This is a genomic window from Amycolatopsis sp. NPDC049252, assembly GCF_043197175.1.
Taxonomy (GTDB): Bacteria; Actinomycetota; Actinomycetes; order Mycobacteriales; family Pseudonocardiaceae; genus Amycolatopsis.
The window spans coordinates 1-13,294 of sequence record NZ_JBICSQ010000143.1 but is presented as its reverse complement, the minus strand read 5'-3'; the positions used below and the strand labels follow the sequence as shown (position 1 = coordinate 13,294).

Genomic DNA, 13,294 nt, shown 5'->3' with positions numbered 1-13,294 from the left:
CGGCCCGCGAGGCCGGGGGAGACGACGCGGGCCTGCGAGCCGCGCTGAACGAGTTGTTCACCGCGCGCTCGGCGGTCCGGGCGGCCGACCCGGTCGCCGCCGCGGCCGCGGCGGTGACCGCCGGTGGCGCGGCGGCGGCGCTGAACCCGCGCCACGACGACGTCCGCGTGCTGCGTCTCGAACCCGACGGTCGTCCCGGGTTCGTCGTGCTCAACGAACGGGCCGCGGCGGTCGACCTGACCGCGACGTTCCCGGCGACCGGCGTGCCCGAGGTGTGGGACCCCGACACCGGCACCGCCACCCCGGCGGGGGTGTGGCGGCGGGCGTCGTCCGGCACCACGGCGGTGGTGCTGCGGCTCGAGCCGAAGGCGACTCTGCTGGTGGTGTTCGGCGCCGGGCGGGAACCCGCGCACGCCGTGGCGGCGTCGGCGCCGGTGGAGCGCGTCGGCGACCGGGCCGCGACCGTGCGCGTGACCGCGCCGGGCCCGGTCAGCGTTACTGTGAATGCGGGTGGCCGGACTCTTTCCGGCGCTGCCACGGTTTCCGATCCGCTCACGGCCATTTTGTCCGGTGCGGACTGGGCGTTCCACTTCGATCGTCCGGACGCGCCGGTGAGCACGCGTCCGCTCGGCTCGTGGACCGACCTGGACCCGGCCTTCTCGGGATCTGCCTGGTACGAAACGGATTTCGACGTGCCCGCGGCGCCCGGTCGCCGGTGGACCCTCGACCTCGGCGAGGTTCACGAGGTGGCCGAGGTCGAGGTCAACGGCCGCCGGGTCGGTTCCCGGCTGTGGGCGCCGTACCGGGTGGACGTGACCGCGGCCCTGCGACCAGGCCGGAACCGGGTGCGGGTGCGCGTCACCAACACCGGCGCCAACGCGCGCGGCGAGGTGCTCGCGTCCGGCCTGCTGGGCCCGGTGGCGCTGCGGCCGTACCGCCTCGTCGACGTGCCGCTGGCCCCCGGTCCCCGGTGACATGTCCACTTCGGACGTTACAGTGATACACGGCGCCCCGGAATGTCCCATAAGGACGGGTGCGGCATTCAGTCGAATGGAAAAGCCCGTTCGGTCGAGCGCGATTTTCCGTGGTGCGGCGCCCGGCTCGTGTTACAGTGTCCTTTGGGGACGGTGGGCAGGCGCTCTGCCTCAGTAAACCCGCCGGGCAAGGGAAAAAACCGGTGTAGACGACCGGCCGCCGGATTGGTTACGGTCCGCGGTGGTGTCGATCAGTTGAGATTGCTCACTGTGGATTCTTCCCGATCGGCCGTTTTCCCCCGGCCCTTTCGGTGCATTCCTCGGAGGTCGAACAAACCTTCGGAAAGGAGCACACAGTGAGAATCGGAAAGCTCGGCCGCTCCGCGGTCGTCGCCCTGCTCGTCACCGGTCTCGTAGCTTTCTTCGCCGGTGCCGGCACGGCTTCCGCGGCGCCGGCCGCTCCCGCCGTTCCCGCGTTGACCGCGCCGATCGCCGGCACGTTCACCGACGCGTCGGGCGGAACCGGTACGGCCACCGGGACTTTCACCCCGAGCGACTTCACCACTGACGGCGCCGGCACGTTCGCCAACGGTGTCGCCGACCTGACCATGGTCGACTCCGCCGGCCAGCAGGTCGGCACCGTCTCGCAGGCCGTCACCGTCCCGGTCGGCGTCGCCGCCGCGTCGTGCCAGATCCTCGACCTGGTGCTCGGGCCGCTCGATCTCAACCTGCTCGGCCTCGTGGTGCACCTGAACCAGGTCCACCTGAACATCACGGCCGACGCCGGTCCCGGCAACCTGCTGGGCAACCTCCTGTGCGCGATCGCGGGCCTGCTCGACCCGGGCCCCTTGAGCAACCTGCAGGCGCTGGTCAACCTGCTGAACCAGATCCTCGCCATCCTCGGCGGCTGAGGCGTCCACAACGGACATTCCGGCTCGCCGGAATGACGGAACGGCCCACCCGGAGACCCCGGGTGGGCCGTCGTCGTGTGCGCTGTCGTGCGTGCTACTCCGTCGAGAAGTCCGCCATCATGGCCATGTCCTCGTGCTCCAGGTTGTGGCAGTGCAGCATGTAGCGGCCCGCGTAATCGGTGAACTTCACCGCCACCTCCACCGCTTCCGACGGGCGGAGGTCGACGGTGTCCTTCCAGCCCGCGTCGCACGGGCCCGGCGGCCGGCCGTTGCGGCTCAGCACCTGGAAGTGGTTCAGGTGCAGGTGCACCGGGTGGTGGACGTCGCTGGTGAACCGCCACACCTCCGTCGTGCCCAGACGGGCACGGGCCAGGTCGTGGCCGGGGGTGTACGGCACGCCGTTGATCGTCCAGGCGCCGGACGACTTCTGGAACAGGAAGTCCCGCGTCGTCGTGGCACTCGACCGGTCCAGGGGCGCGATCTCCGACAGCTTCGCGGGGACGTGGCTGTCGTCGGCCACGCGGCCGTCGGTGCCGACGTCGAAGCACATCACCTCGGCGGTCCTGCCCGTGCCGAGCTTGTTGACGAGCCGGACGCGCGTTCCCGGCGCGTAGCGGGCGAAATCGATGACGACGTCGAAGCGCTCGGCGGGGGAGACCTCGATGCTGTCGTGCGTCAGCGGGCTCGCCAGCAGGCCGCCGTCGCTGCCGATCCGGACGAGCGCGCCGCCTCCCGGCGGCTGCGGGTCAAGCGACAGTGAATACCGCCGGGCGTTGGAGCCGTTGAGGATCCGGAAGCGGTAGCGGGCGCGGTCGGCGCGCAGCACCGGCCACGGCGCGCCGTTGACGAGGATGACGTCGCCGAGCACACCGTCCATGTAGGCCGCCGAAACGCCGGGCAGCTGCTGGCCGCCGGCGAGCGCGGGGTAGGTGAACGAGCCGTCCGCGCCGAACGACCGGTCGCAGATCATCAGCGGGATGTCCCGTTTTCCTTGCGGCAGCGGCAAAGCCGCCTCCTCGTCGTCCGTCACGAGGTGGAACCCGGCCAGGCCCTGCCAGACGTTGGCGGCGGTGAAGCCCATCCGGTGGTCGTGGTACCAGAGCGTCGCGGCGCGCTGGTCCAGCGGATAGGTGTAGGACCGGCTGGTCTGCCCGCCGCCGGAGTCGAGCTTCGCCATGCCCGCCATCCCGGACATCGCCGCCATGCCCGTCAAGGAACCCCGCTGCTCGCCGCCGACCGGATGGATGAGATCGGTGGGGTAGCCGTCGCTCTCGGCGGGGGTGTGGCCGCCGTGCAGGTGCACCACGATCGGGTGCGGCAGCTGGTTGGTGTGCGTCACCACGGCCTTGCGTCCCGCAGGCGTTTTCAGGGTGGGGCCGGGAAAACTGCCGTGGTAGGTCCACGCGTCGGTGGTCAGCCCGGGCAGGATGCCCAGCTTCGCCGGCCGCTGGACGATCTCGTAGAAGTCGGTCGTCGCGTCGGTGCGGACGGGCGCGAGCACCGGCGGGATCGGGAGCTCGGCGTGGAACGCCGCCGGCACCGGCGCGCGGCTGGTCAGCAGGAGACCGGGCTGGCCGTCGGCGAACAGCTCGCGCAGGAACGGCGTCCCGGCGACGGCGAGCGCACCGGCGCCGGCCAGGGCCACGGTGCCGACCCCGAGGAACCGGCGGCGGCTCATCGCGGGGCTCACGCCGGGACCCCGGCGTAGCGCGCCACCGGCTGCTTCGCCCAGGAGAGCAGGACGATCCGGACGACGAGGTAGAGCAGCACGGCACCGAGCGGCACGTGGACGACGAGGTCGCGGGTGAAGCCCAGCACGATCTGCGCGGCGCAGAGCACGAGCGCGAGTGCGGCGAACAGTGCGGGCCGGCCCGGGCCGCGGCCTCCGCGCCACAGGACCAGGGCCGCCAGCAGCGTCGGCAGCAGGGCCAGCGCGAAGAGCATGCCGGACATCCGGTGCGCGGCCAGCATCGAGTAGTGCCCCTGCAGGAAGGCGCCGGCCAGCACCGGCTGCAGGCAGGCGAGGGCGGCCGCGACGACGGCGCCCGCCCGGAGCAGCACGAGCGCGCCGCGGCTGATCGGGTTGCGGACAGGGTCCATCACAAGACTCGTTTCTCCGGGGGACTTCGCGGGAGGAAGCAACCAGCTTCTGTCGCTGAAAAATTACTGTAGCAGAAAATATCAGGCCGGTGCACTAAGCTGGCAGCATGAGTCCGCGAACGGTGAACTGGGGGGCCCTGCGTGCCCGGCGCGACGGCGAGCCCGGCGAGGTCGAAGGGCTGCGCGAGCGCAAGAAACGGCTGATGCGCCAGCAGCTGTCGGACACCGCGACGGAGATGTTCGTCGAGCGGGGCTTCGACGCCGTGCGGGTGGCGGAGATCGCCGAGGCGTGCGGGGTGTCGGAGAAGACCGTCTTCAACTACTTCCCGACCAAGGAGTCGTTGATCCTCGACCACCCGGACACGGCGCTGGCCGCGCTGCGGGCGGACCTGGCCGAGCCCGGGGTGTCCCCGGTCGAGGCGGTGCTGCGGATCCTCGCGGAGGAGCGCGCCGCCGTCCTGTCCTGGCTCGCCGAGCAGGACGACCCGGCCGAGGCGATCACGAAGTCCCGGCGGTTCGGCCTGCTGATCGCGACCACGCCGGCGCTGCGCGCACACCGGCTGGAGATGACCGAACAGCTCGTCGTCGTCGCGGCCGAAGCGCTGGCCGAGCGGTCCGGGACCACGCCGGACGACCCGGAACCGCGGGTGCTGGCGACCGCGCTCGTCGCGCTCTGGCAGATCCAGTTCCGCTCGATGGCCAAGCACCTGGACGTCACCCGCACGCCGGAGGCGGTCGAAGAAGCGGTCGCGGCCGACGTCGGCCGCGCGGCGGGACTCGTCGAAGCCGGGCTCGAGGCGCTCCCGCGGTTCACGGCCTGAGCCCGGCCCTTCCCGTTACTCGGCCGAGCGTCGGCGGGCGATGTGGTGGGCGACGGCGGCCGCGACGCCGACCGCGGTGAAGACGCCGGTGGCGACCGGGCTGAGGAACTTCGAGAGGCTCGGGGCGTCGCCCGGGCCGAGCAGCCAGAACGCGACCGACCCGGCGTAGACCGCGGTGACGGCGGCGGTCCACCAGCGGACGGCGTGCAGGCGAGGCTCGCGCAGCGTGCCGACCAGCACGACGATGACGGGGATTCCGGCGAGCAGGGCGAACTGGCCCGCGACGAAGACCGGAACGGCCCAGGCCGCGACGAGGACGGCCAGCGAGGTCTTGCGGGCGGTGGCGGTGGTGGTCATCGGTTTCTCCTTGTGGTTGCGGGGTATCAGCAGTTTTCGGCGGTGGTCTTGAGTGCGGCCAGCCAGGCGTCGAGGCCCGGGGCGAGGTACTTGATCGCGGTGGCCGGGTCGGCCTCGATCTGCCCGCCGGTCCAGCTCTCCTCCGTGCTGACGAGGACGCCGCTCCGCAGCGGGGTGAAGGTCCAGACGTGGACGCCGCGGTCGATGCGCAGGCCGTCGCCGATCGCCGGCCCGGTCCAGCGGATGCACCGGCCCGGCGCGACCTGCTGGACGGTCGAGGTGATGACCAGGGTGGTCGCGGGGGTCGTCGGCGTCGGCGGCACCGGAGTGGTCCACCGGAACCGCGAGCCGGGCCGCAGCGGACCGGGGTCGAGCCGTTTCATCGTGGCGACGGCACTCTGCCAGGACGGCCAGCCCTCGACGGCGGTGTGCAGCCTCCAGACGGTGCTCAGCGGGGCCTTGATCAGGGTCTCGGTCCGGTAGTGGAGCTGGGCGGCGGGGTCGATGCCGACGCCGTGGCAGGTCAGGCTCGTCGCGGCTTCGGCCGGGGTGGCGGCGGTGACGCCGAAGACTCCGGCGGCGGCCAGCGGGATCGCGATCAAGGCGGAACGGAGGCTCATCAGGTGCTCCTGTGTTAGTGGCCGTTGTGTTAGTTAGAAGCTATAACTTCACTCTCGTGAGTGTCAATAGGAAAGGTGATAGCCTCTAACTCATGACGGATCCAGCTGGTCAGAGCCCCCGCGAGCGCTACCGGGCGCAGGTGCGCGCGGAGATCAAGCAGCACGCGTGGGAGCAGATCGCCGAGGCGGGGGTGCCCGCGCTGTCGCTCAACGCGATCGCGAAGCAGGTGGGCATGAGCGGCCCGGCGCTGTACCGCTACTTCGCCGGCCGCGACGAGCTGATCACGGCCCTGATCCGCGACGCGTACCGAAGCCTCGCCGACACGGTCCGCGCGGCCCGCTCGTCGGGCGCGGGCCTGGCGGAACTGGCCCACGTCATCCGGGACTGGGGTCGCAGTGATCCGCAGCGGTACTTCCTCATCTACGGCACCCCGGTCCCGGGCTACCACGCACCGGACGACATCACGGCGATCTCGTTCGAGGTGATGACGGTGCTGCTCGACGCGGCCGGCGCGCTACCGGAGAACAAGGCGACCCCGTTCGACGCGCACCTGGAAGACCACCGCGACTGGGCCTTCGACCACCCGGCAGGCGCGGCGACGCTGCATCGCGCGCTGTCCTTCTGGACCCGCCTGCACGGCGTGCTGTCGCTCGAGCTGGCGGGCCACTTCGCCGGCATGAAGTTCGACCCGGGGCTGCTGATCGACGAGGAACTCAAGGCCCTGCAGGAAAACTGACCGCGGCAGACCGCGATAGCCAGGAGGCCGGGTACAGCCTCGCGGACGGGAGCGGCAAGGCGGCCGGCCGGCTCCCGGACCAAAGCCGTGAGGGGCACCCTCATGGTCCTTGTGTCCCTGAAGGTGCCCCTCACGCCAGAGCCGACGCGCCGGTGGGTTGACTGCTCCGGGTGCCGAGGTGGCCGTTGCCGCGCGGGTGAATCCGGCGCTAGACGATGCCCGCCGCGATCAGCTGGGGCCAGATTTCGCTCTGGTCGACTACCTCGACCTCGAACTTCTCCGCCTTCGTGAGCTTGGCGGCGCCGACGTCGGCGCCCGTGATGAGCATGTCCGTGGCCGCCGAGACCGACGACGCGATTGCCGCGCCGGCCTTCTCGCACAGGCGCTGGAACGTCGGGCGGGGGACCTTCTCGCCGGAGCGCGGGTCGCTGATCGAACCCGTGATCACCACCGTCTTGCCCGCCAGGGGCGCGCCCGCCGCGACCACCGGCGGGAGGTCCTCCTCGCGCACGTCCAGCGAAACGCCGGCTTCGCGCAGCCGCTCGAGTTCCGGGCGCAGCCGGGTGAGGTGCTCGATCAGGGAACTGGCGACCTTCGGGCCGATGTCCTCCACGGCGACGAGCCCGTCGACGCCCGCCTCCGCGACGTCCTCCAGCGATCCGAAGCCCGCTCGGCACAGCCGGGCGGCGGTGCCTTCCGAGGCCATCGGGATCGCGAGGCCGATCAGCGCGCGGCGCAGGCCGACCTGGCGGCTCGCGTCGATCGACTCGATCATGCGCGCGGCCGAGACCTCGCCGATGCGGTCGAACTCCAGCAGCCGTTCCTTGGTCAGCCCGTAGAAGTCCGACGGGTGCTCCAGGTCGCCCGTTTCGGCGAGCCGTTCGATCCAGACCCCGCCGATGGCGTCGATGTCCGCTGCCGCCCGCGACGCCCAGTGAATCAGCCGCCGCACGGTCTGGGCCGGGCAGGAAACGTTGGTGCAGAACAGTTCCCGGCTGTTGCCCTGCTCGGTCAGCGGATGCCCGCACGACGGGCACACCGTGGGCGGCACGATCTCCTGCTCCGCGCCCGTGCGCTTCGAGGCGTCCAGCACCCCGGCGACGAACGGGATGACGTCCCCGGCGCGGCGCACCAGCACGGTGTCGCCGATCTTGATGCCGCGGGCGCGGATCACCTCCTGGTTGGCCAGCGTCGCGCGGGTGACCGTCGTCCCGCCCACGAACACCGGTTCCAGCCAGGCGACCGGGGCGATCTTGCCCGTCTTGCCGACGTCCCAGACCACATCGGACAGCACGGTGGTCTTTTCCTCGGCGGCGAACTTGAACGCCAGCGCGCCGCGGGGTGAGCTCGACCGGGTGCCGGCGGCGGCGTACGCGTCCCGGTCGGCCAGCCGCAGCACCGCGCCGTCGAGGTCGTAGTCCAGTTCGTTGCGCTGCTGCTCGATCGTGGTGATCACGGCCTGCGCGGCCTCGGCGTCGGTGCAGCGCCGCATGTCGGCGGCGGTGAACCCGAGCGTCTGCAACGCGCTGCCGAGGTCGGTTTCCGCGCTGTCCGGTTCGGTGTAGAGGTCGAAGGCGAAGAACTGCAGGCGCCGCCCCGCGACGGTGGCCGGGTCCTTGGCCCGCAGTGTGCCCGCGGCGGCGTTGCGCGGGTTGATCAGCGGCTTGTCCGGGTGGGCAGTGTTGTACGCGGCGAAGGTGGACCGCAGCATCACGGCCTCGCCGCGGACCTCGACGCGGCCCGGCGCTTCGACCCGGCCCGGGATCCCGTCGGTCAGTGCCCGCACGAGCTTCGTGACGTCGTCACCCGTCGTCCCGTCGCCGCGGGTGACCGCCCGGGCCAGCCGCCCGTTCTCGTAGACCAGGGCCAGCGACAGGCCGTCCAGCTTCGGCATGACGACCACCGGCTGGCCCGGGAAGCGCTCGAAGAAGGCCGCGACCTGCTCGGGCTTGGTGGCCTTCTCCAGCGACAGCATCGGGCGCGAGTGCCGGATCGGCGCGTGCAGCACCGCGGGCGCGCCCACCTGCTCCAGCGGGTTCGGGTCCGGCGCCAGCTCCGGGTTCGCCTCGACCAGGCCACGCAGCTCGTCCTCGATCGCGTCGTACTCCGCGTCCGCCACCGTGGGCGAGCCGCGGTAGTAGGCGTCGCGCAGCACGACGATCCGATCGGCGAGTTCCTGGATGCGTTCCCGAGCGTTCACGGCGGAGACGTTACCGGTGGCCACCGACAGAAACCCGATCCCGGCCGCGACTAGTCGGCATGATCGGAGAAAGTCACCCACCGGTGCCGTCGAACCTTGCCAGAATCCGGCTATGCAGACCACGACCAGCAACGCGTCATACGTACTGATCGACGGTGCCCGCGTCCGGGAGGCGGCGTGAACACGACGGCCGCCACGCCCTACCGCGACGCCAAAGCCCACTACACCTCGCCCAAGCGCCGGGATCCGGTCAAGACCATGCTCGAAGAGGTGGTCTCCCACCGGGTTCTGCGCGACGCCGTCGACCGGGTCCCGGACCGGCCCTTGCGCGTGCTCGACATCGGCGCCGGGACGGGGGACGGGCTCGCTTTGCTCACCGAGCGGCACGGCGGTCTCGCCCCGGTGCTCGACGACGGACGGCTCGACTACCTCGGGGTCGACCTCGACCCCGGCATGGTCGACACCGCGCGCTCGCTGCACGCGGGCCGGCCCGCGCGGTTCGAGGTCGCGGACATGCGTGCCGAGCTCCCGCCGGGCGACTTCGACCTCTACCTGTCCTGCGGCGTGCCGTACTCCCACCTGCCGCACGACGACACGGCCGAGGTGCTCACCGGCCTCATGCGGCGGATCGTCGGGACCCGCGACCGCGCGGTCCTCGTCGTCGATGTCCTCGGACGTTATTCGGTCGAGTGGACCCCACGCTGGCCGGAGACGCGCTGGGCGTACAACATGAGCTTCTTCGAGGGGGCGAGCGAGACGGTCGAGGACCGGATGAGCTTCTACGACCGCCGTTCGCTCGACGACACCCTCGTCGAGGCCGCGACCGCCGCCGGCGCCCGGCTGAGCGCGGTGACCTTCACCGACCGGTCGGTGCTCGTCGGCCGGCACACCGCCACCCGCGCGTTCAACCAGGGGATCCCGCCGTACCGCACGCTGCTCAACGACCTCGCGCGCGGGAACACCGGCGTCAGCGCGGCACAGCTGCGGTTCGAGCCACCCGTGGCCGAGGCGCCGCCGCGGGTCGAGGCGTTCTTCGCCGCCTTCGCCGAACGCTGGAACGGCGTCCTCGCGTCGGCCGGGGAGCCGGGCTCACCGGAGCAGGCGAAGCGGCTCGCGCAGGCGTTGTTCGCGTGTGAACAGCAGTCCCAGCAGGGCCTGGGGGTCGGTCACTCCCTGATGGCCACGGTCGTCGTCGAGCGTCCGGCAGCCTGACCGGGTGCGCGGGCCGCCCGTCGGAGCGGGCGGCCCGCGCTCGGGCTCACTGGCAGGCTTCGCAGTCCGGGTCGTCGATGCGGCAGGCCGCACCGTCGGTCAGCGGGAAGTCGAAGTCGTCGAGCACGGGCACGACCGGCGTGGTGGACGCCTCCTGCGGCGTGGTGGTGGCGGACATGTCTCTCCCTCGGATCGGAACGCTCTCTCCTCCTGTTCAGCGCCGAAGATCGACAGGCATTCCGTGACGCGCGCCACACGGTCCCGCTCATCGAAACACGTGATCGCGGCGGTGGCCGGTCTTTGCTAGCTTCCCCGGAATGCGTCCCCGGGTCCCGTTCGCCGCTGTTGTCCTGGTGCTGGTGATGTCGCTGGTCGGCGCGGGAACGGCGAGTGCGTCTCCGGCCCGCTCGTGCGAGTGCGCGACTCCGTCGATCGACCGCTACCAGCAGTGGCTCGCGAGCGGCGAGGGCACCACCGTGCCGGCGACCGGCAGCCTGCTCGTGCGCGAAGGCCACCAGTACGCGGCCAAGGTGACGTTCCTCAACGCCGAATGGCACGTGGCCGTCCTCTGGCTCGGCAACCGGTTCGAGGCGCAGGCCGACCTCTCGAAGTCGGCGGGCTTCCGGCTCACCTACAGCGCGACCGACGACCTCTACGTCCAGCTGCGCCCGGCTTCGCACTGGAGCGGCGGCGACAAGTGGCTGACGCTCGTGCCCTCGACGCACGGCAAGCTCGTGATGCGCTGGTTCGGCTTCGCACCTCGCGCCTGGACGTCGCTGCCCGAGCTGGGCACACCGACGTACTCCTTCGCCTCGGCCCTGACCGAGGCGCGCGGCCTGGTGTTCGTGGGCAAGACCCCGAACCGGCTCGACTTCCGCGGCCTGCGCGTCGACGGGTACCAGCCGCCCTGTCTGTAGGGGCCGGACGATCGACTTCGCGCGGATGCGCGGTTCGCCCCGCATCGGTCTGTCCTCGGGCCGCCCTCGGAATGCGACCTGACCCAGCGTGCCGTCCGAGGCGGGCCGCGGTTGCGGATCGGCTCCTGACCGGCCTGCTCGAGAGCCGCTGCAGCGCTCACCCGGGTGACCCCGCGTGAGCGCTGCCCGGCTCAGTGGGTCAGAGCGGTGATCAGCCCGGCGGACCCCGGCGCGCCGAGGCGGACGAACATCGGCGTCGTGTCCAGCGGTGCCGGGTAGCCGTGCAAGGTGCGGCCGCCGACCTCGACGCGGTGCGTGTGCGGGTCGAACCAGAGGCCCGCCGGCAGGACGACGTCGCGTGACGTGCCGGACGTGATCACCGGCGCGGCCAGCAGAGCCGGGCCGAGCAGCCACTCGTCGTCGATCGTGTCGAAGCGGTGGTCGGCGGGGAAGTCGAAGAACACCGGCCGCATGATCGGCGAGCCGTCCGCGACCGCCTTCTTCACCTGGGCTTGGATGTACCCCGCCAGCTTGGAGTGGGTGCGCACGGCGTCGGCGTAGAGCCGCGCGGTGTCGGCGGGGTAGGTCACCGGTTTGCCCGTGGTGGTGTCGATGGTCGACACCGGCGACGTCGAGGCGTACATCAGCGGCATCAGCGACGCCGCCTGCGCCCAGCGCACGAGGATCTCGCGCGACGGCGGCGGCATGCTCTCGGAACCGCCGATCATGTCGGTCTCGACGAACGGGTAGCCGTCGGTGGAGATCGCCGAGGCCCGGCGCAGGGACGTGCGCAGGCCGTCCCACGTGGTGTCGGCGTCGACCGCGCGGATGACGAAGCCGTAGCGCTGGTTGCCCCAGTGCGTGCGGATGCCGGCGCCCTGCTGGTCGAACTGGTCGGTCATGTCCGCGCCGAGCTTCTGGTAGTCCTGCGGGGTCAGGCCGTTCGACGTGGCGCAGCTGTCGTCGAAGAACCGCGTGTCGAACTTGAAACCGTCCACGCCGTAGTCGCCCATCAGCTTGCGCAGGTTCCCGGTGTACCAGTCGCGCGCCTGCGGGTTGCCGAGGTCGATGATCCCCGCGGTGCCGTTCCACCACGTCACCGTGCACGGCTGCGCGGGATCCGCCTTGGCGTGCAGCAGGTAACCGTGGTCGCGGGCGTAACCGTAGTTCGCCGAGTCGAGGTTGATCCAGAACGTCGTCCACAGCCCGAACTTCTGGCCCATCCCGTGGATGTCGGCGACCAGCTTCTTCGGGTCCGGGAACGTCTTCGCGTCGAAGGTCAGGTTGCCGTAGTTCGACTCCCACTTGTCGTCGAGCTGCACGGTGTGCCCGGCGACGTTCGCGGCCTTGAGGTCGCGCGCCCAGGCGACGACCTTGTCCTGGTCGATGTTCCGGTAGTACTGCGCCCACGAATTCCACAGTGGACTGGCGTACTCGGCGTCGGTCGCGTCGCTCTTTTCGGGTTTGCCGACCTCGCCGATGTAGTCGTCGTAGACCGCGCGGCGGCTCGACTCGACGAACACCGTGCCCGAGTACTCGTCCGCCCCGGTGACCGTGAGGTCGGCGCGGCCGTTCGCCAGCGCGACCTTCATCGGCTGCGCGGTGCGGACGTACACCCCGACCGACTTCGAGGTCGTGAAGTAGGGCTCCTGCATCATGTAGCTGGCGGGGGAGAACTCCGGTTCGTCCACCACACCCGCCGAAAGCGGGTAGGGCTGGGGCTTCCCCTCGCTCGTCTCGCCGCCGCCGTACCAGTGCCCGGACGTGGCCAGGTCGAAGTGCGTCGCCCGGTCGCCCGCCGGCTCGCCGGCCACCGACCAGCGCAGGTCGAAGCGGTCCGCGTGCGGGGTCAGCCACAGGGTCACGGTCTTGCCCGCGCTGCTGTCGGCCTCGGCGACCACGGTGCCGCCTTGTTTCGAGACGGACCGCACGCGGGTCGCCACCGCGCCGCCGAACGTGAACGCGTCCGGCGCGGTGCGCAGCAGGGTTTCGCCGCCCCGCGACACAGTGACGCCGAGGCGGGCCGTGTCGACGCGCACCTGGTAGCCCGGGGCGTCACCGCCGCGCGGGACCGAGAAGGCCGCCGCCGAGAGCGGGTCCGCCGCCGCGGGCGCCGCGAGGGCGCCGGTGAGTACCAGTCCGACGGCGGCGCAGGCCGCCGTCCGGGAAGTCCGTACCTGCACCCGAGCCTCCAGAAGTGCGAGAAACTGCTCGATATCGTGTTCATTCGCGCACTAGTAAGCAGACAGGGTGACGGGCTTGCTTGTCAAGGGTTCACGGCACTGCCGGCTCGCACTGCGGGTCGGCAGCGGGCGGTGATCCGGACCGGGTGAGCCGCATGTCGTTGCGGCAGAACGGAACCGGCAGCCGTGGGAGCGTTTCTCGTGCTGGCCGCCGGGTACGTGGTGGCGCGGCGGTTCGCCGCCGAGCTGTCAGTGCAGCGGC

Annotated in this window: 13 protein-coding genes; 6 read left to right on the top strand and 7 right to left on the bottom strand. The window is 71.4% G+C overall.

Annotation, left to right across the window (positions count from 1 at the left end):
* Together ACGFMK_RS47600 and ACGFMK_RS47595 are read left to right on the top strand one after the other, a co-directional pair.
* On the top strand, positions 1-974 hold a 974-nt coding region (locus tag ACGFMK_RS47600; RefSeq protein ID WP_392778258.1), incomplete at its 5' end, for a glycosylhydrolase-like jelly roll fold domain-containing protein.
* 356 nt (positions 975-1,330) lie between these two features.
* Complete coding sequence (locus ACGFMK_RS47595) at positions 1,331-1,885, top strand: hypothetical protein (RefSeq protein WP_392778255.1); 555 nt, start codon at positions 1,331-1,333, stop codon at positions 1,883-1,885.
* Positions 1,886-1,979: 94 nt separating this feature from the next.
* Here the strand turns inward: ACGFMK_RS47595 and ACGFMK_RS47590 are convergent, their stop codons facing one another.
* Positions 1,980-3,575 (bottom strand): multicopper oxidase family protein, encoded by a 1,596-nt coding sequence (locus tag ACGFMK_RS47590; RefSeq protein WP_392778253.1) that lies wholly within the window; start codon positions 3,573-3,575, stop codon positions 1,980-1,982.
* Positions 3,572-3,985: a hypothetical protein gene (locus ACGFMK_RS47585; RefSeq protein ID WP_392778250.1), complete on the bottom strand. Its 414-nt coding sequence runs from the start codon at positions 3,983-3,985 to the stop codon at positions 3,572-3,574. Before ACGFMK_RS47585 ends, ACGFMK_RS47590 begins: the two co-directional genes overlap by 4 nt.
* Before the next feature lie 107 nt (positions 3,986-4,092).
* Between ACGFMK_RS47585 and ACGFMK_RS47580 the strand changes: the two genes are divergently transcribed.
* A complete protein-coding gene (locus tag ACGFMK_RS47580; RefSeq protein ID WP_392778247.1) occupies positions 4,093-4,806 on the top strand; it encodes a TetR family transcriptional regulator in 714 nt (237 codons plus the stop codon).
* Positions 4,807-4,821: 15 nt separating this feature from the next.
* On the opposite strand, the gene ACGFMK_RS47575 is transcribed toward ACGFMK_RS47580, so the two are convergent.
* Both ACGFMK_RS47575 and ACGFMK_RS47570 read right to left on the bottom strand, forming a co-directional pair.
* Complete coding sequence (locus tag ACGFMK_RS47575; RefSeq protein WP_392778245.1) at positions 4,822-5,163, bottom strand: hypothetical protein; 342 nt, start codon at positions 5,161-5,163, stop codon at positions 4,822-4,824.
* A gap of 26 nt (positions 5,164-5,189) precedes the next feature.
* Positions 5,190-5,783: an SRPBCC family protein gene (locus ACGFMK_RS47570; RefSeq protein ID WP_392778242.1), complete on the bottom strand. Its 594-nt coding sequence runs from the start codon at positions 5,781-5,783 to the stop codon at positions 5,190-5,192.
* 92 nt (positions 5,784-5,875) lie between these two features.
* Between ACGFMK_RS47570 and ACGFMK_RS47565 the strand changes: the two genes are divergently transcribed.
* Positions 5,876-6,520, top strand: coding sequence for a TetR/AcrR family transcriptional regulator (locus ACGFMK_RS47565; protein ID WP_392778239.1), 645 nt, complete (start codon positions 5,876-5,878; stop codon positions 6,518-6,520).
* A 208-nt stretch (positions 6,521-6,728) separates the two neighbouring features.
* Here the strand turns inward: ACGFMK_RS47565 and ligA are convergent, their stop codons facing one another.
* The gene (ligA, locus tag ACGFMK_RS47560) at positions 6,729-8,720 is read right to left on the bottom strand and encodes an NAD-dependent DNA ligase LigA (RefSeq protein ID WP_392778236.1); all 1,992 of its coding nucleotides are present in this window, start codon (positions 8,718-8,720) and stop codon (positions 6,729-6,731) included.
* Between the two features lie 177 nt (positions 8,721-8,897).
* Between ligA and ACGFMK_RS47555 the strand changes: the two genes are divergently transcribed.
* Positions 8,898-9,932 (top strand): class I SAM-dependent methyltransferase, encoded by a 1,035-nt coding sequence (locus ACGFMK_RS47555; RefSeq protein WP_392778233.1) that lies wholly within the window; start codon positions 8,898-8,900, stop codon positions 9,930-9,932.
* A 46-nt stretch (positions 9,933-9,978) separates the two neighbouring features.
* Here ACGFMK_RS47555 and ACGFMK_RS47550 read toward each other — a convergent pair whose 3' ends face one another.
* Positions 9,979-10,110, bottom strand: a complete 132-nt coding sequence (locus ACGFMK_RS47550; RefSeq protein ID WP_392778231.1) for a hypothetical protein — start codon at positions 10,108-10,110, stop codon at positions 9,979-9,981.
* Positions 10,111-10,249: 139 nt separating this feature from the next.
* On the opposite strand from ACGFMK_RS47550, the gene ACGFMK_RS47545 reads away from it, so the two are divergent.
* Positions 10,250-10,849, top strand: a complete 600-nt coding sequence (locus ACGFMK_RS47545; protein WP_392778228.1) for a hypothetical protein — start codon at positions 10,250-10,252, stop codon at positions 10,847-10,849.
* A gap of 191 nt (positions 10,850-11,040) precedes the next feature.
* On the opposite strand, the gene ACGFMK_RS47540 is transcribed toward ACGFMK_RS47545, so the two are convergent.
* Entirely contained in the window at positions 11,041-13,032 is a 1,992-nt protein-coding gene (locus tag ACGFMK_RS47540) for a glycoside hydrolase family 31 protein (RefSeq protein ID WP_392778225.1), read from the bottom strand.
* Positions 13,033-13,294: the final 262 nt, after the last annotated feature.